The organism is Rhizobium sp. NZLR8, from assembly GCF_019685025.1.
Classification (GTDB): domain Bacteria; phylum Pseudomonadota; class Alphaproteobacteria; order Rhizobiales; family Rhizobiaceae; genus Rhizobium.
The window spans coordinates 109,128-122,830 of the sequence record NZ_JABDVY010000013.1 but is presented as its reverse complement, the minus strand read 5'-3'; the positions used below and the strand labels follow the sequence as shown (position 1 = coordinate 122,830).

19 protein-coding genes are annotated in these 13,703 nt (G+C 61.0%); 8 read left to right on the top strand and 11 right to left on the bottom strand.

Annotated elements, in window-relative coordinates; genetic code table 11:
• Window positions 1-85: 85 nt before the first annotated feature.
• Window positions 86-856 (bottom strand): DsbA family protein, encoded by a 771-nt coding sequence (locus tag HJB89_RS24960; protein WP_409201832.1) that lies wholly within the window; start codon window positions 854-856, stop codon window positions 86-88.
• 455 nt (window positions 857-1,311) lie between these two features.
• On the opposite strand from HJB89_RS24960, the gene HJB89_RS24955 reads away from it, so the two are divergent.
• Window positions 1,312-1,494 (top strand): hypothetical protein, encoded by a 183-nt coding sequence (locus tag HJB89_RS24955; protein ID WP_221150647.1) that lies wholly within the window; start codon window positions 1,312-1,314, stop codon window positions 1,492-1,494.
• Window positions 1,487-2,158 carry a Fic family protein gene (locus HJB89_RS24950; RefSeq protein ID WP_221150646.1) on the top strand — a complete coding sequence of 224 codons (672 nt, stop codon included), beginning with the start codon at window positions 1,487-1,489 and terminating at the stop codon, window positions 2,156-2,158. The genes HJB89_RS24955 and HJB89_RS24950 overlap by 8 nt, the downstream gene beginning before the upstream one ends.
• 74 nt (window positions 2,159-2,232) lie before the next feature.
• Here the strand turns inward: HJB89_RS24950 and HJB89_RS24945 are convergent, their stop codons facing one another.
• Entirely contained in the window at window positions 2,233-2,532 is a 300-nt protein-coding gene (locus HJB89_RS24945; protein ID WP_221150645.1) for a type II toxin-antitoxin system ParD family antitoxin, read from the bottom strand.
• Window positions 2,533-2,770: 238 nt separating this feature from the next.
• On the opposite strand from HJB89_RS24945, the gene HJB89_RS24940 reads away from it, so the two are divergent.
• A complete protein-coding gene (locus tag HJB89_RS24940; RefSeq protein ID WP_221150644.1) occupies window positions 2,771-3,136 on the top strand; it encodes a hypothetical protein in 366 nt (121 codons plus the stop codon).
• Between the two features lie 186 nt (window positions 3,137-3,322).
• Here HJB89_RS24940 and HJB89_RS24935 read toward each other — a convergent pair whose 3' ends face one another.
• Window positions 3,323-3,820 (bottom strand): DUF721 domain-containing protein, encoded by a 498-nt coding sequence (locus tag HJB89_RS24935; RefSeq protein ID WP_221116925.1) that lies wholly within the window; start codon window positions 3,818-3,820, stop codon window positions 3,323-3,325.
• Window positions 3,821-3,928: 108 nt separating this feature from the next.
• On the opposite strand from HJB89_RS24935, the gene mutY reads away from it, so the two are divergent.
• From mutY to HJB89_RS24920, 3 genes are read left to right on the top strand one after another with little or no spacing between them, the layout of a single operon-like run.
• Window positions 3,929-5,032, top strand: coding sequence for an A/G-specific adenine glycosylase (mutY, locus tag HJB89_RS24930; protein WP_221150643.1), 1,104 nt, complete (start codon window positions 3,929-3,931; stop codon window positions 5,030-5,032).
• Window positions 5,033-5,034: 2 nt separating this feature from the next.
• A complete protein-coding gene (locus tag HJB89_RS24925; protein ID WP_221150642.1) occupies window positions 5,035-5,649 on the top strand; it encodes an HAD family phosphatase in 615 nt (204 codons plus the stop codon).
• 4 nt (window positions 5,650-5,653) lie between these two features.
• The gene (locus HJB89_RS24920; RefSeq protein WP_207583259.1) at window positions 5,654-6,019 is read left to right on the top strand and encodes a nuclear transport factor 2 family protein; all 366 of its coding nucleotides are present in this window, start codon (window positions 5,654-5,656) and stop codon (window positions 6,017-6,019) included.
• Window positions 6,020-6,195: 176 nt separating this feature from the next.
• Here the strand turns inward: HJB89_RS24920 and HJB89_RS24915 are convergent, their stop codons facing one another.
• From HJB89_RS24915 to HJB89_RS24905, 3 genes are all read right to left on the bottom strand, one after another.
• Complete coding sequence (locus HJB89_RS24915) at window positions 6,196-7,350, bottom strand: site-specific DNA-methyltransferase (protein ID WP_221150641.1); 1,155 nt, start codon at window positions 7,348-7,350, stop codon at window positions 6,196-6,198.
• 124 nt (window positions 7,351-7,474) lie between these two features.
• Window positions 7,475-7,825 (bottom strand): antibiotic biosynthesis monooxygenase, encoded by a 351-nt coding sequence (locus HJB89_RS24910; RefSeq protein WP_221132238.1) that lies wholly within the window; start codon window positions 7,823-7,825, stop codon window positions 7,475-7,477.
• Window positions 7,822-8,151, bottom strand: a complete 330-nt coding sequence (locus tag HJB89_RS24905; RefSeq protein ID WP_221132239.1) for an NIPSNAP family protein — start codon at window positions 8,149-8,151, stop codon at window positions 7,822-7,824. The genes HJB89_RS24910 and HJB89_RS24905 overlap by 4 nt, the downstream gene beginning before the upstream one ends.
• A 70-nt stretch (window positions 8,152-8,221) precedes the next feature.
• On the opposite strand from HJB89_RS24905, the gene HJB89_RS24900 reads away from it, so the two are divergent.
• Window positions 8,222-8,908 carry a helix-turn-helix transcriptional regulator gene (locus HJB89_RS24900; RefSeq protein ID WP_221150640.1) on the top strand — a complete coding sequence of 229 codons (687 nt, stop codon included), beginning with the start codon at window positions 8,222-8,224 and terminating at the stop codon, window positions 8,906-8,908.
• A gap of 161 nt (window positions 8,909-9,069) precedes the next feature.
• On the opposite strand, the gene HJB89_RS24895 is transcribed toward HJB89_RS24900, so the two are convergent.
• The 3 genes from HJB89_RS24895 to HJB89_RS24885 are packed head-to-tail and all read right to left on the bottom strand — an operon-like array spanning window position 9,070 to window position 11,367.
• A complete protein-coding gene (locus tag HJB89_RS24895) occupies window positions 9,070-9,732 on the bottom strand; it encodes an NADPH-dependent F420 reductase (RefSeq protein WP_259672111.1) in 663 nt (220 codons plus the stop codon).
• A 5-nt stretch (window positions 9,733-9,737) separates the two neighbouring features.
• The gene (locus HJB89_RS24890) at window positions 9,738-10,679 is read right to left on the bottom strand and encodes an SDR family oxidoreductase (RefSeq protein WP_221150638.1); all 942 of its coding nucleotides are present in this window, start codon (window positions 10,677-10,679) and stop codon (window positions 9,738-9,740) included.
• Between the two features lie 52 nt (window positions 10,680-10,731).
• A complete protein-coding gene (locus HJB89_RS24885) occupies window positions 10,732-11,367 on the bottom strand; it encodes an NADPH-dependent F420 reductase (protein WP_207583251.1) in 636 nt (211 codons plus the stop codon).
• 166 nt (window positions 11,368-11,533) lie between these two features.
• On the opposite strand from HJB89_RS24885, the gene HJB89_RS24880 reads away from it, so the two are divergent.
• A complete protein-coding gene (locus tag HJB89_RS24880) occupies window positions 11,534-12,112 on the top strand; it encodes a TetR/AcrR family transcriptional regulator (protein ID WP_221150637.1) in 579 nt (192 codons plus the stop codon).
• A 176-nt stretch (window positions 12,113-12,288) separates the two neighbouring features.
• Here HJB89_RS24880 and HJB89_RS24875 read toward each other — a convergent pair whose 3' ends face one another.
• Both HJB89_RS24875 and HJB89_RS24870 read right to left on the bottom strand, forming a co-directional pair.
• Window positions 12,289-12,888 carry an NADPH-dependent F420 reductase gene (locus HJB89_RS24875; protein ID WP_207583249.1) on the bottom strand — a complete coding sequence of 200 codons (600 nt, stop codon included), beginning with the start codon at window positions 12,886-12,888 and terminating at the stop codon, window positions 12,289-12,291.
• Window positions 12,889-12,964: 76 nt separating this feature from the next.
• Window positions 12,965-13,699, bottom strand: coding sequence for an SDR family NAD(P)-dependent oxidoreductase (locus HJB89_RS24870; RefSeq protein WP_221150636.1), 735 nt, complete (start codon window positions 13,697-13,699; stop codon window positions 12,965-12,967).
• Between the last annotated feature and the right edge of the window lie 4 nt (window positions 13,700-13,703).

The window sequence follows — 13,703 nt, the reverse complement described above, 5'->3', positions numbered from 1 at the left end:
CGGGGTGGGCAAGGAGCCGCACCGCAGCCACAAAAAAACGGGCGCACGGCTTTCACCGTCGCCCGTTATCGTCAAACGGATCGGTTCAGAGCAGACTGTCGATGAGCCCCGACAAGGTTTCAACCGGCATGTCTCCAGAGTAGCGCTTGCCATTGATGAGGAAAGTCGGCGTGGCATTGACGCCGAAATCCTTGGAACCTCTTTCCCGCACGGCGTTCACTTCATCCAGAAGCTTCTGGTTCGTCAAGCATTTCGTGAAGCTATCCTCAGTAAATCCGGCGAGCTTCGACATCTGCAGCAGTGCGCTGCGGCCGTCATCGGCGGCGGCCCAGACCTGCTGCTGCTTGAACAGCATCGAAACCATCGGGAAATATTGCTCCGGCGTGCTCAGCTGCTCCGGATTGGCGGGGCTGCAGCGGGCGAGCATGAAGGCGGCGGCGGCACGCGGGTCGAAGGGGAATTCGCGGATGATGAACTGCACCTTGCCGGCATCGACATACTTCTGCTTGATCGCATCGAAGGTGGTGTTGTGGAAATGGGCGCAATGCGGGCAGGTCATCGACATATATTCGACAATCTTGACCGGGGCGTCAGCCTTGCCGAGCGCCATCTCAGGCAGCGGGCCGGGCTTCAGCGCTGCGGCCATGTCGACATCGCCATCGGATTGCGGCGTTTCGGCCGGCGATGTCGCCGCCGTCTGGATGGTGTCGACATTGGTGCCGTCGGCCAGGGTCTTGCCGGAGGACGAAGCATCGGCAGCGTCCTTGCTGTCGTTGCAGGCGACAAGCGCTGCGGCAGCTGCGGCGATGGCGATCCCACCCAGGAGGCGGCGTTTCGTCAGTTGCATTTCAGACATCTGCATGGGTTCCCCATAAGCAATGAGAGTGACGGCGTGACTGTGCGATATAACGGCTAGCGGCCGCTCACAAGCCACGGTTCACCAACTTCCTTCAAAGAATTGTGACCGTGATGGGACCGCGAGCAGTGAAAGATGTGGCGTTGGCCACCCAATCGATCAAGTTCACTTCTCAAATGACGTTAGGCGCCTCAAAGTCGCCAAGGCAATGCGGGGCGGCGACTGCACGTTGACGGGTCAGCTTCCACCATTGTCGCCTGGTGGCAGATCCCGTACTCCCATCTTCAAACTCCCCTGCTTCCAACCTACATAAGATCACATCCAGACGTGTACAATTGCTGTCCGGGTAACACCTGCTTCATAAGCTTGGCACAATTCCGTTTCAGTATCCGGTTTAAGGTTGCTTGAGATCGGAAAACCGCTTTTATGAACCGGCGCATGAAAGGAAGGCTGCAATGAACGAACCACTCAAAAACCTGCTCGAAGCCGCGAGGAAGTTGCAGCCGTCGCAGAGCGAAATCGAAGTTCAGCGTCGCAGCTTCGCTTATGGGAATACGCATTTCGAAAACGAGTTGATCACGCGCGAGATGATAGATCGCTTGGCTGACGAGATGGCAGACAAACAGAAAAATGACTGAAGGCACCCGCCGCCATAGCGTTGCAACGGAAGCGTATCTGATCAAGGACGATAGGGAACGCGCCGAGGCGGAGGCCCGCAACGGCCTTCGCCAGTTCGATACGGCGCGCGATATGATCATCGACGCCATAGACAAGGGTGCGAAGTGGAAGCTTCGGCCCTCTTTGCTGCTGGCGCTGCATCGCGAAGCTTTGCAGGGAATCAGCGCCTATGCCGGGAACTTCCGGCCAGCTGATGTGGCGATACAGGGAAGCGAACACAAGCCGCTTGGTGCGCACCGTGTGCCGGAGTTGATCGAAGAGCTTTGCGACTACGTCAACGACAACTGGGACAAAACTCCCGTCCATTTGGCATCATACGTTATGTGGCGGCTGAATTGGATTCATCCCTTCAGCGACGGCAATGGCCGCACCTCTCGGATGGTGTCTTATGTCGTCCTGTGCGTGAAACTTCAGTTGCCCCTGCCCGGCATCAAAACGATTCCTGACCAGATCGTCGACAACCGGAAGCCCTATTTCGACGCCCTGGAAGCCGCCGATCGCGCAGCCGAGCATGGCGCCTCTGATCTGTCGAAAATGGAGGAGTTGATCGAGGGTATGCTAGCCACGCAGCTCGCCAGTGTCATGGAAACGGCAACAGGAAAGCACTTTCTTTCGCACGAGTGACGGCTCCCGATGCGCTTTAGCGCTGCCGAACGATTATCAGCAGCAATGCTTCACGATATTCAAGCCAATCCTTCTCAACCTTCGGACGAAACGCGACCTTGGGCGCCACCGCCCTCAGCCTTCATCCGTTCCGCATGCAGGCGTTCGAGCCGCTCAAAAACCGTATCGGCATCAATATCCGAACCCGGATCGTCGATCGCCTCGCGAATTCTCTGACGCATGATTTCGTCGATCGCATCTTCTTCGCGGTCCAGAGCGCGCAATGCGGCGCGGATGACCTCGCTTGCTGAGCTATAGGCACCCGATTGCAGCCGCGCGTCCAAGCTTTTCTGCTGGCTGCCGAGCGTAACTGTAATGGGTTTGCTGCTGCGCATCCTGTTTACTCCGGCGAGATGATTACAGTGTAATCCCATGCGCTGCAGTTCAAGAGAGGTTTGACGTCTCAGGCTGGATCATCGTCCCCGTTTCCCATTACCGCCATACCGAGGGATCGCCTGGCGCAGGTGGCCGCAGTCAAGACTTGAGGGACTTTCAATTTCTAATAACGCCATTGCCGTATAGAGCAGGTCGAGGGTTGATTTTTCGGACAGCTATTCAGAAGGATAAATTTGAATGCATTCCCTGACTAAGACTTTTCTCCATAATCTGCTTGCCGCTTCCGCCGCATTGGCAATAAACGTCACGAGCGCCCCCGCCTCTGACGACGGTGGAAATATTGTTTCTATTCAGATGCTTAAGTGTTTGAAGCTCCCTGCGAACGCGCCGAGCGTTTATAGCCTCCCGGTTGTGGCGGACATGAAGGATGGATCTGCCGATTTTTTATCCATTAATTTTCGCGCGCCGCCATCCGAATGGGAGAAGACCGCGGCCCCGATAATTGCTGACGCGATCACACAGTGCGAGCCCTATAATTCGATCTCCGGCAGGGTCGAATTCACTGTCACTCGCGAGCTTGTTGAATCAGGATCAAAAAACTAAACATGCGGCTCGGTCGCCATTGAGCCGGAGAACCGCCTGGCGGGGCGTTGTTCGGCGGCTGATCCTTGGTCTCGGCGACGCATGTGCGGGCTAAGCACCAGGCCTTCAACCGCACTGATCTTTTCGGCACGGGCCTGGGTCAGCCGCCGATCTCAGGATTGCCAATCAACCTGAGCGTTTTGCTCATCAGCGCCCACTGCCCCGCTTGCCCATCACGGCGGTCCCTAAGCGCTGGATCGCCTGGCGCAGTTTGTCGCCCTCTATGCCTTCCATCATGCCTTCGAGCTTGCGGGCGGCTTCGCCCTTCAGCGGCGGCGGGGTGCGGGAGCGGCGGGCGGGGTTTGAGACCGGCTTCTGGACGATGCGGATCTGGTGGACGGCGGCAAAGCCGAAGAAGCTGTTGATGCGCTGGATGAGTTCGCCCTGGGCATGGGTGAGAAAAAGCGCGCGCGCGCCTTCGCAGGCAATCGTCAGCACACCGGGGCGGAAGCCGCCGACCTCATTGCCGCCGCGGGCCCAGGCGATCTTTTCCGGGCGGGTGCAATCGGCAAAATCCTCGCCGGCGATTTCGCTCCATGAGCCAAGCAGGGCCGTGTTGATACCGGCGCGGCGCGCCAGGACGGGATCGATCAGCCCGTTCGCCAGCTCGGAAATCTGCTTTGCACCTTTGCGTGGATAACTCATCGAAACCCTTGGATGCCCCTGCCAATCGCACAGGCAATTCGCATCACCGGCTTGATCGCGCGGCATTGCTTCGCCAAGTATAGGCACTTCCCCCGATCCCGGCAAATCATGACGCTCACGAAACCCGACACTCCCTCCGCACAGCCCCTGCTCGACTGGTACGACCGCCACCACCGCGACCTGCCCTGGCGTATCTCGCCCGGCATGGCGGCCGGCGGCGTCAAACCCGATCCCTATCGCGTCTGGCTTTCCGAGGTGATGCTGCAACAGACGACGGTGCAGGCGGTCAAATCCTATTTCTCCAGGTTTCTCGAACGCTGGCCTGCGGTGACCGATCTTGCCGCGGCCGAAAGCGACGCGGTGATGGCCGCCTGGGCGGGGCTTGGCTATTACGCGCGGGCCCGCAACCTGAAGAAATGCGCCGAAGCAGTGGCGAAAGAGCATGGCGGCGTCTTTCCCGATACCGAAGAAGGGCTCAAATCCCTGCCCGGGATCGGCGACTATACGGCAGCGGCCGTCGCGGCCATTGCCTTCAACCGGCAGGCGGCTGTGATGGACGGCAATGTCGAGCGGGTGATCTCCAGGCTCTATGCGATCGACACGCCGCTTCCGGCGGGAAAGCCACTGATGAAGCAGAAGGTGGCGGCGCTGACGCCGGCTCTGCGGCCCGGCGATTTTGCTCAGGCGATGATGGATCTCGGTGCGATGATCTGCACGCCGAAACGGCCGGCCTGTTCACTCTGTCCGTTCCGCGGTGCCTGCGAGGCGCTGAAACTTTCCGATCCCGAGCTCTTTCCGGTCAAGGCGGCAAAGAAGGAAAAGCCGGTGCGGCAGGGCGCGGCCTTCATCGCGGTGACTGGCGATGGCGAGATCCTGCTGCGGCGGCGCATCGACAGCGGCCTGCTCGGCGGCATGACCGAGGTGCCGACAACGGCCTGGACGGCGCGCCTCGACGGCGAAACCTCGGCCTCAGCCGCGCCCTTCGAGGCGGCCTGGCAGGCCTGCGGCACGGTCATCCATGTCTTCACCCATTTCGAACTCCGGCTTTCGATCTGGCGGGCGGCGATCGCCGGCAAGCCGAGAACGAATGGCGGCGGGGATGACGAATGGTGGGAGCCGGTTACAAATCTTGAAGCGCAGGCCTTGCCCACCATCATGAAAAAAGCGATCGCAGCGGCTATTCCTCTCGCGTTCAAAACATCCAAGGGATGACCATGACCACCGAGATAAAGCATGTTGTTTTCGATATCGGCAAAGTCCTTATTCATTACGATCCGCATCTTGCCTTCAGCCGGCTCATTCCCGATGAGACCGAGCGCAACTGGTTCTTCGCCAATATCTGCACTCATGACTGGAACATCGAGCAGGACCGCGGCCGCACATGGGCGGAGGCCGAAGCGCTGCTGATTAAAGAGCACCCTGCCCGCGAAGAGCATATCCGCGCCTTCCGCAAATATTGGCACGAGATGGTGCCGCACGCCTATGAGGACAGCGTCGCGATCATGGAGGGGCTGATCGCCGAAGGGCGCGACGTGACGATGCTGACCAACTTCGCCTCCGACACTTTTCGCGAGGCGCAGGCGCGCTTCCCCTTCCTCACCAAACCGCGCGGCGTCACCGTTTCCGGCGATGTCGGCCTGATCAAGCCGGATCTGGCGATCTACGAGAGCCATACGAAGAGCTTCGGCCTCGATCCCAAGGCAACGATTTTCATCGACGACGCGCCGGTCAATGTCGAAGGCGCCAAGGCCTTCGGCTGGAATGCGGTGCTGTTTTCGGGTGCCGAGAAACTGCGCAGCGATCTCGCCGCGTACGGATTGAAGGTCTGACCCCATGGCTTTCGACCCGGCAGAGGAAATCGACCGCTTTCACGCCGCCATCAACGCGCTGGATTTCCCGGCGATCGAGGCCTATTTCGCCGAGGACGCCACCTATGTCTCAAACGGCGTCGGCAGCCTTGCCGGCCGGGCTGAGATCATGGCGGCCTTCCGGAAATATTTCGAAGACTATCCCGATCAGACGGCGGAAAATTCGCTGGTGGAGACACTGACACCGCTGTCCGGCCGGGCGGTCTGGTCGCTTCGCGCCACCCATAGCAAAACGGGCAAGCCGCTGATCCGCGACGGTGAGGAGACGATCACCTTCAATTCGGAAGGCCGCATCACCCGCGTCGACGTCACCGATTACAAGGATTTCTGATGATTGGGACTTTTTGAATTGAAGACGCCCGGGGTTCGAACCCCGGGCGTCTTAGCCTTCTTCCGCAACTGGAGGGAAACCGGAAGAAGATATTTCGATCCGCCGGAGCATGATGCCGAAAAGTGTAAGCGGTTTTCGGACGACATCATGCTGCAGTTTTCTGATTTGGGTGCTGCTCAACCCACCTTTGCCAGATCACTGCGGATGACGGACCTGAGATCGTCGATCGGGCGCAGGGACTGCCCGTCTTCGAAATGCCAGAAGGTCCATCCGTTGCATGCATCGAGACCCTGCACCTTGGCGCCGAGGCGATGAATGGAGCCGGCGTCGCCGCCTGACGCCACGGTGCCGTCGGCGCGCACGATGGCGCTGTAACGGCGTTTGGCATCGGTCAGCACCTGGCCGGGCTTGATCAGGCCGCTTTCGACCAGCACGTTGAAGGCGACGCGAACTTCGGCCTTCTTGCCGGTCATGACGGTCAGTTCCGCCTTGCCGAGCGGCTCGACGGCGGCGATGCGGGCCGAGGCCGCATCGATATAATCCTGCTCGCGCTCGATGCCGACGAAGTGGCGGCCGAGGCGCTTGGCGACGGCACCCGTTGTTCCCGAGCCGAAAAAGGGATCGAGCACGATATCGCCTGGTTTGGTCGAGGCCATGATGACGCGGGCAAGCAACGCTTCCGGCTTCTGGGTCGGATGCACCTTCTTGCCGTCCTCGCCCTTCAGCCGCTCATTGCCATTGCAGATCGGGAACAGCCAGTCGGAGCGCATCTGCACGTCGTCATTGGCGGCCTTCATCGCATCGTAATTGAAGGTATAGCCCTTGGCCTTGGCATTGGGGCTTGCCCAGATCATCGTCTCATGGGCGTTCTGGAAGCGGCGGCCCTTGAAATTCGGCATCGGGTTGGTCTTGCGCCAGATGATGTCGTTCAAGATCCAGAAATTCAGATCCTGCAGCGTGGCGCCGACGCGGAAGATATTGTGGTAGGAGCCGATCACCCAGATCGAGCCTGATGGCTTCAGCACACGCCGGCAGGCCAGCAGCCAGGCGCGGGTAAAGGCATCATAGGCCTCGAACGAAGCGAACTGATCCCATTCGTCATCGACGGCATCGACCAGCGACTGGTCGGGACGATGCAGCGTTCCGCCGAGCTGGAGATTATACGGGGGATCGGCAAAGATGATATCGACGGAGTGGCTGGGCAGAGCCTCAAGGGCGCTGACGCAATCACCCTTGATGATCGTGTCGACCCAAGACCCCGACCGAGAATCCGGCCGGGAACCCGACCGGACGGAAGCCTTGAGGCCGGCAAGCGGAAAAACTGATGCCATTCTGATACTCACTCATACGCTTGACGCTTAACTCTCCGTTATGGTTACCCAACTTCGTTACCAAAGCCTGAAGCGGCGGCCGATTTCGGGAATTTATTGCTGATGACATCGCCCCTCCCCGTCCTCACGCCGCATCGTGCACGTTGCGGCTGTCGGCCGGCGCCTCGTCGCGTTCGAACATGCCGTAATCGCGCACGACACTGGCGATCCGCAGGCGGTAATCGGCGAAGATGCCGCCGCGGCCGGCCTGCTGGGCGGCGCGGTGGGCTTCGAGGTTGCGCCATTTTCGGACGGCCTCCTCGTCGCGGAAGAAGGAAAGCGACAGCAGTTTGCCGCGGTTCGTCAGGCTCTCGAAACGCTCGATCGAGATGAAGCCGTCGATCTTTTCGAGTTCGCCGCGCAATTCGCCGGCTAGATCCAGATATTTATGGCGCTCGCCCATATAGGGCACGACTTCGAAGATGACGGCGATCATGACAGCACCAGCTTGGCGTGAGGGGCGGAGACGTTTTTGAGGAAGATTCGATCCTCCTTGCGGATAAAACCTTCGCGCCTGGCGAATTCGTAATTTTCGCGGCCGAGCGGGTCGGCGGCCAGCCTGGCGCGATAGGCCTCGTAGGCGGTGAGGCTTTCGATATTGTAGACGCCATAGGCCGTGGTCGCCGACCCCTCGTGCGGACCGAAATAACCGATCAGATCGGCGCCATTCCTGGGGATGGCCTGACCCCAGTTGCGGGCATATTCGGCAAACGCCTCTTTCTTGAAAGGATCGATCTCGTAGCGGATGAAGCAGGTAATCATCGGTTTCTCCTTTTGCTCTCCATCCTTTTCGCACATTGCCTGACGGCGATGCTTCGGTTACGATCGAAGTATGAAGGAAGGTCCTGATATTTCCCAGATCGGCGCGCTCATCGGCGATCCCGCCCGCGCCAACATGCTGGCGGCACTGACGGGCGGCCGCGCATTGACGGCGACCGAGCTTGCCGGCGTCGGCGGCATCACAGTGCAGACGGCGAGCACGCATCTTGCCAAGCTCGAAGCCGGCGGGCTGCTTGCCCAGCGCAAGCAGGGGCGTCACCGCTATTTCACATTGGCCGACGAGGCCGTCGCCCGGCTGATCGAAAGCATGATGGGCTTTGCCGCCGGACGCGGGCATCTGCGCCACCAGCCGGGGCCGAAAGAGCCGGCGCTGCGCAAGGCGCGCATCTGCTTCGATCATCTGGCCGGCGATTACGGCGTGCGCATGCTCGACAGCCTGATTGCTTCAGGCTCGATCGACGCGGTCGGCGACGGGCTGGCGCTGACCGAAAAGGGCGAAAACGATCTCAAATGCATCGGCATCGATGTCGGCGACCTGAAATCGTCGCGCCGGCCGCTCTGCCGCTCCTGCCTCGACTGGAGCGAAAGACGCGCCCATCTTGCCGGCAGCCTCGGCAAGGCGCTGCTGTCAAACTTCCTCGACAAGAGCTGGGCGCGACGCACGGCTGAAAGCCGCTCGATCCTCTTTACCCCGGAAGGCGACCGGCAGTTTCTGATGCTGTTCCCGATCGATGCATAGGTTTGCTGCGATCTGCAAAAAATTTCAACCGCCGTTCCGGCTAGCCGGAAAGCCGCCGTCGCCAGACAACTCCACTGGGTTGGTTGATGAGAACGACGTGAGAAACGACTTGCTCCCAGTGTTGTTGCGGACCTGCCGGTATAGACGTGGTGTCGGTGGATTCAGCCAAGATCGACGTTCATGGCGAAGTCCCAGGTGCCAGCGCCGTTTTTGGCCAGGCCGATCATCATCAGGCCGAGCGCCTCAAGCGTCTGGGCCATGTGCAGGCCGCCGACGTCGAACGGACGCAGCGCGAGGCTTTCGAGGAAGGTCGAAACGCGCGCCTTCGCCTCCGCATCGTCGGCTGCGATGAACGCGTCGAGGCGTCCACCCCTGGCAAGCACGTGACCGAAGATCGTGTTGAACGCCTTCACGACATGCGCGCCGGCGGGAAGGCGCTTGGCGGTCTCCTGCGCGCCAGAGCTGCCGTGGGGGGTGACGAGGCCCGAGAGGTCGGGGGCAACCGGGTTGGCGATATCGATGATCACCTTGCCGTCGAGCGCTTCCCCAAAGTCGGCCACCACCGAAGCCGCATTCTGGTATGGCACGGCGAGGATGACGATGTCGCCCGCCGGCGCTGTCCCGTACGCCCCTGTGGTCGCTCCGGCTGCGAGTTGGTCGGCGAGCGCCCGCGCCTTAGCGGGGTCTCGGCTGACAACCTCGACAGTGTGTCCGGCCTTGGCTGTACGGCCAGCGATCGCTGCGGCCATGGTTCCTGAGCCGATGATGCTGATAATGCTCATGTGCAGTCTCCTAAAGAGTTGGGTTATGCTCGTTGTGTCCAAGCTGGTCAGCCGGCGGGGAAATAATGGCCGTTGTCCAGGTCCTTGAGCAGGCCGGGCTGAGTGGGTTCCCAGCCGAGGGCCCGGCGGGTGATGGCATTGGACGCGGCGACGTCCAGCTTCACCAGATTCGCGAGGAACCCGAAAAAGCCTGGCAGCATCAGCTCATCCGCGGGAATCGGCACGGCCGGCAGGTTCAAGCGGCTGCCGATGGCTTCGGCGATCTCGCGGAACGCAATAGCCTCATCGGCAACCGCATGCCAATTCCTCCCGGCGGGGCTCTTCTCCAGCGCCAGACGGAACACGGCGGCGAGGTCGCGGGCGTGCACGGCCGACCAATTGTTCTTGCCGTCGCCGGGATAGCCGACAACGCCCTTCTCCTTCGCAAGCCCGATCAGTATCGGGAGGAAACCGGCATTGTCGCTCGTGCTGTGCATGATCGTCGGAATCCGTACGACCGAAGAGCGCACGCCTTGCTCGGCGAGACCGAGCACCGTCGTTTCGACAATGTTGCGAACTCGCAAGGTGCCCTTGAACTTCTCGCCGCCAGAGAGGGTGGCGTCCTCCTCGGTGGCTGGGCGGCCGAGATGTTCCCAACCCGGCGAGCCAATGCTCCCCGACGTGACCAGCGGCTTTCCGGTCCCCTTCAGAGCCTCACCGTATGCGAGCATGATCTTTTGCTCCGCGGCAGCCACCGCGTCGAGGCCACCGGTGGGAAGCAGGTCTTGCCGGTGCGCGACGTGGATGACGCCGTCGAAGTCTGCGGCCGCCGCTTTTAACCCATCGAGATCATCGAGGTCGCCGCGACGCACCTTGGCGCCAAGCGCGGACACCGTTTCCGCAGACTTGTCCGACCGGGCAAGCGCAGTGACCTCGTGACCGGCTGCGATAAGATCGGAAATGATATACGGACCGGAATGGCCGGTCCCGCCAGTGACGAAAACGTGCATGTTACTGTTCCTTGTGGGTGATGTGATGCGGGAGTTGATGGTACCGGTTCACTCAGCCGAGAAGGCTGACGCCGATTGAGAAATTGGTGTGCTTGACGGAGTGGGTCATGAGGCCCAGCGACAGCAGGCAGGCGTGCTCCAGCGTCCGCGCCATAAGCAGCTCCCCGGTATCCATGGGGCGCAGTCCGAGGCTCTCGATGAACGCCGAGACGCGTGCCTTCGCCTGTGCGTCGTCGCCGGCGAGGAGCACGTCCAACGGGCGGTCCTCGACTGGACCGGCAGCCAGGACATGCGAGAACAGGGTGTTGAACGCCTTGACGACTACCGCATCGGCAGGGGCGGCCTTGGTGATTTCCCGTGCGCCGAAACTGTCCTCAGGGGTCACGAAGCTCGTGTAGTCGGAGGCAACGGGGTTGGTGATGTCGACGAGGAGCTTGCCTGCCAGCCCTTCGCCGTACTGCTTCACCACGTCGAGTACGGCGGCGTAGGGAACCGCAAGGATAACGATGTCTCCAGCCGGGGCAGCGCCAAACGTCCCTGTCGTCGCGCCGGCTCCGATCTGCGCGGCCAGCGCCCGCGCCTTCGCGGCGTCGCGACTCGTCACCTCGACGGTGTGTCCGGCCTTGGCAGCAAGCCCGCCGATCGCTGCGGCCATGCTGCCTGATCCGATGATGCTGATCGTGCTCATGTTCGTGTTCCTCGGGCGTTCGCCATCACTTCTGGTTTCGTGTCGAGTAGCGGCTCTGTTGCGATTTTCGCGGATCCACCCTATCTGATGGATCACTGATCCAGCTGCTATAATTGGATCAGTGATCCACATATACGGATCACCGGTCCAGTTATCAAGGCCAGACATGCGAGCCGACGCGAAAAAGAATTACAGCCATCTCCTCGCGGTCGCGCGTGAGGTCGTCACAGAGCACGGCGTCGATGCGTCGATGCGAGATATTGCCCGCCGGGCCGGCGTCGGATTGGCGACGCTGCTTCGTCATTTCCCGACGCGAGAAGCCTTGTTCGAAGCCTTGCTGCGTACGAACCTGGACGCCCTGACACAGAGGGCAGGTGAACTCGAAACGTCTGACGCCCCTGACGAAGCGCTGTTGTCCTGGTTCCGCGAATGGGTAGCATTCGCCGAAAGCCATCAGGGCGTTGTCGCCCTGATGGCGGCGGCCCACACGAACCCGGACTCCGCTCTTTATCCTTCATGCGCAGCTGTGCACTCAGCGAGCGCGCGACTACTGCTCCGTGCCCAGACCGAAGGTACGGCGCGCTCTGATATGAATGGGGACGACCTGTTCGGCCTGATGTCGGCGCTCGGCTGGCTCGTCGACTTACCCTCATTCGCGCCGAGGGCAAATCATCTCGTTCACATCATCGCGAGCGCCATCCTGACAAACCCGGCGAGCAACGGTATCAGGAAGGCGACTTGTTAAATCGCCGCCTATAGACCGCATCGAAGGCCAACTCCCCGCAATCGGCGGCAAGGACTAGCCTGCCGTCGATGCCCATCGTATCTTTCCGTTTTCCTTACGTGGAATTGTGTCCGAGCCAGGCGGACACGTTGTGACCCACGAGGCAGGATCGCATCAAAATTTGCGATCCCGATTGATCAGTCGAACCTGACCAGGTCCTTAAAGATCAGCTGACCCCAGCTCTTTCCGCGCGCCTGCACAAGCAGTCCACCTTCCGAAAGCCCGCCAAGTTTGATCGGCGCAAAACCGAGATTTTCCGCAAGCGCACCAATCTCCATTGCGGCGTCGTCATCGTCGCTCGCCAGGAACACAACTCTCCTGCCACCATGTACGGCCGGATCTTGGTCGAGGACGGCAGCGGCCAAATGGTTGAAGCCCTTGACCAGTCGTCCACCAGTGAAGGCCTGCGCGACGAACTTGGAAGAAGGCTGTCCTCCCAGGTCCTCAGGAGGCACGCCGTAGGCATTTGTTAGATCGACGATCGTCTTCCCCTGCCAGGTGGGGAGTGCCTTTGCGACATCCGGGTGCGACTCGAAACGGACAGCCAAAAAGATGATGTCCGCCTTGACCGCTTCCGCCAGTTTTGTGGGAATGATGGTGGGTCCGATCGCGGCCGCTGCGGAAGCAAAGCTTTCCGGGTCGCGCGTGGTTGCAACGGATACTTCGATACCTCTACGGGCAAACGCCTTGGCCAGAGCCTGGCCGACATTGCCGAAGCCGATAATTGCATAGCTCATATATATTCTCCTTGGGTTATCACGCGCCTCCGGCGCTCCGAACGATCGAATGGAGCGCCCGGCCGGGCGGAGTGCGTCAGAGTTGTGCTAGGCCGCCGTCGACGGCAACTTCGCTGGCGGTCATGAAGCTGCTGTCCGATGACGCGAGAAAGGCGGCCACCGCTCCGATCTCCGCCGGATCGGCCATACGCCGGAGCGGCGTCATCGAGGCGAAAACCTTCTGGCCCTCCTCGCCTAACGCTTCCTTTGCGAGTTCGGTCGCCGTCGCCCCGGGCGACAGCACGTTGACCCGGATGCCGGTGCCTTTCAGGTCCTCCGCCCAGGTCCGTGCCAGGTTGCGCACCGCCGCCTTGCTCGCGCTGTAGGCTGTCATCCCCGCGGCGCCCGTGGTGCCGGCGCTCGATCCGGTCAGGATGATCGAACCGCCCTCGCCCATCAGCGGCAGCGCCTTCTGGACCGTGAAGATCGTACCCTTCACATTGGTGTCGAAGGTTTCGTCAATGTGCTCGGCGGTGATCTTGCCAAGCGCAAGCTGGCTTCCCACCCCGGCATTGGCGAAGACGATGTCGAGGGTCCCGCGCTCAGCCTTCACCGCTGCGTAGAGTCGGTCGAGGTCAGCCGTATCGGAAACCGAACCCATCACCGCGCGGGCATTAGGCCCGAGGTTTGCCACAGCGGCGTCGAGCGCTTCCTGACGGCGGCCGAAGATGAAGACGAACGCGCCTTCCTCGATGAAGCGCTTTGCGGCGGCGAGGCCGATGCCGGTAGCGCCTCCGGTGATGACGGCGGTCTTTCCATTCAGTCTAGTCATGTTG

What these genes read in the sequence shown, in the direction of transcription:
- HJB89_RS24960 (WP_409201832.1), bottom strand. Translation starts at nt 856, where the DNA reads ATGTCTGAAATGCAACTGACGAAACGCCGCCTCCTGGGTGGGATCGCC.
- HJB89_RS24955 (WP_221150647.1), top strand. Translation starts at nt 1,312, where the DNA reads ATGAACGAACCACTCAAAAACCTGCTCGAAGCCGCGAGGAAGTTGCAG.
- HJB89_RS24950 (WP_221150646.1), top strand. Translation starts at nt 1,487, where the DNA reads ATGACTGAAGGCACCCGCCGCCATAGCGTTGCAACGGAAGCGTATCTG.
- HJB89_RS24945 (WP_221150645.1), bottom strand. Translation starts at nt 2,532, where the DNA reads ATGCGCAGCAGCAAACCCATTACAGTTACGCTCGGCAGCCAGCAGAAA.
- HJB89_RS24940 (WP_221150644.1), top strand. Translation starts at nt 2,771, where the DNA reads ATGCATTCCCTGACTAAGACTTTTCTCCATAATCTGCTTGCCGCTTCC.
- HJB89_RS24935 (WP_221116925.1), bottom strand. Translation starts at nt 3,820, where the DNA reads ATGAGTTATCCACGCAAAGGTGCAAAGCAGATTTCCGAGCTGGCGAAC.
- mutY (WP_221150643.1), top strand. Translation starts at nt 3,929, where the DNA reads ATGACGCTCACGAAACCCGACACTCCCTCCGCACAGCCCCTGCTCGAC.
- HJB89_RS24925 (WP_221150642.1), top strand. Translation starts at nt 5,035, where the DNA reads ATGACCACCGAGATAAAGCATGTTGTTTTCGATATCGGCAAAGTCCTT.
- HJB89_RS24920 (WP_207583259.1), top strand. Translation starts at nt 5,654, where the DNA reads ATGGCTTTCGACCCGGCAGAGGAAATCGACCGCTTTCACGCCGCCATC.
- HJB89_RS24915 (WP_221150641.1), bottom strand. Translation starts at nt 7,350, where the DNA reads ATGGCATCAGTTTTTCCGCTTGCCGGCCTCAAGGCTTCCGTCCGGTCG.
- HJB89_RS24910 (WP_221132238.1), bottom strand. Translation starts at nt 7,825, where the DNA reads ATGATCGCCGTCATCTTCGAAGTCGTGCCCTATATGGGCGAGCGCCAT.
- HJB89_RS24905 (WP_221132239.1), bottom strand. Translation starts at nt 8,151, where the DNA reads ATGATTACCTGCTTCATCCGCTACGAGATCGATCCTTTCAAGAAAGAG.
- HJB89_RS24900 (WP_221150640.1), top strand. Translation starts at nt 8,222, where the DNA reads ATGAAGGAAGGTCCTGATATTTCCCAGATCGGCGCGCTCATCGGCGAT.
- HJB89_RS24890 (WP_221150638.1), bottom strand. Translation starts at nt 10,679, where the DNA reads ATGCACGTTTTCGTCACTGGCGGGACCGGCCATTCCGGTCCGTATATC.
- HJB89_RS24885 (WP_207583251.1), bottom strand. Translation starts at nt 11,367, where the DNA reads ATGAGCACGATCAGCATCATCGGATCAGGCAGCATGGCCGCAGCGATC.
- HJB89_RS24880 (WP_221150637.1), top strand. Translation starts at nt 11,534, where the DNA reads ATGCGAGCCGACGCGAAAAAGAATTACAGCCATCTCCTCGCGGTCGCG.
- HJB89_RS24875 (WP_207583249.1), bottom strand. Translation starts at nt 12,888, where the DNA reads ATGAGCTATGCAATTATCGGCTTCGGCAATGTCGGCCAGGCTCTGGCC.
- HJB89_RS24870 (WP_221150636.1), bottom strand. Translation starts at nt 13,699, where the DNA reads ATGACTAGACTGAATGGAAAGACCGCCGTCATCACCGGAGGCGCTACC.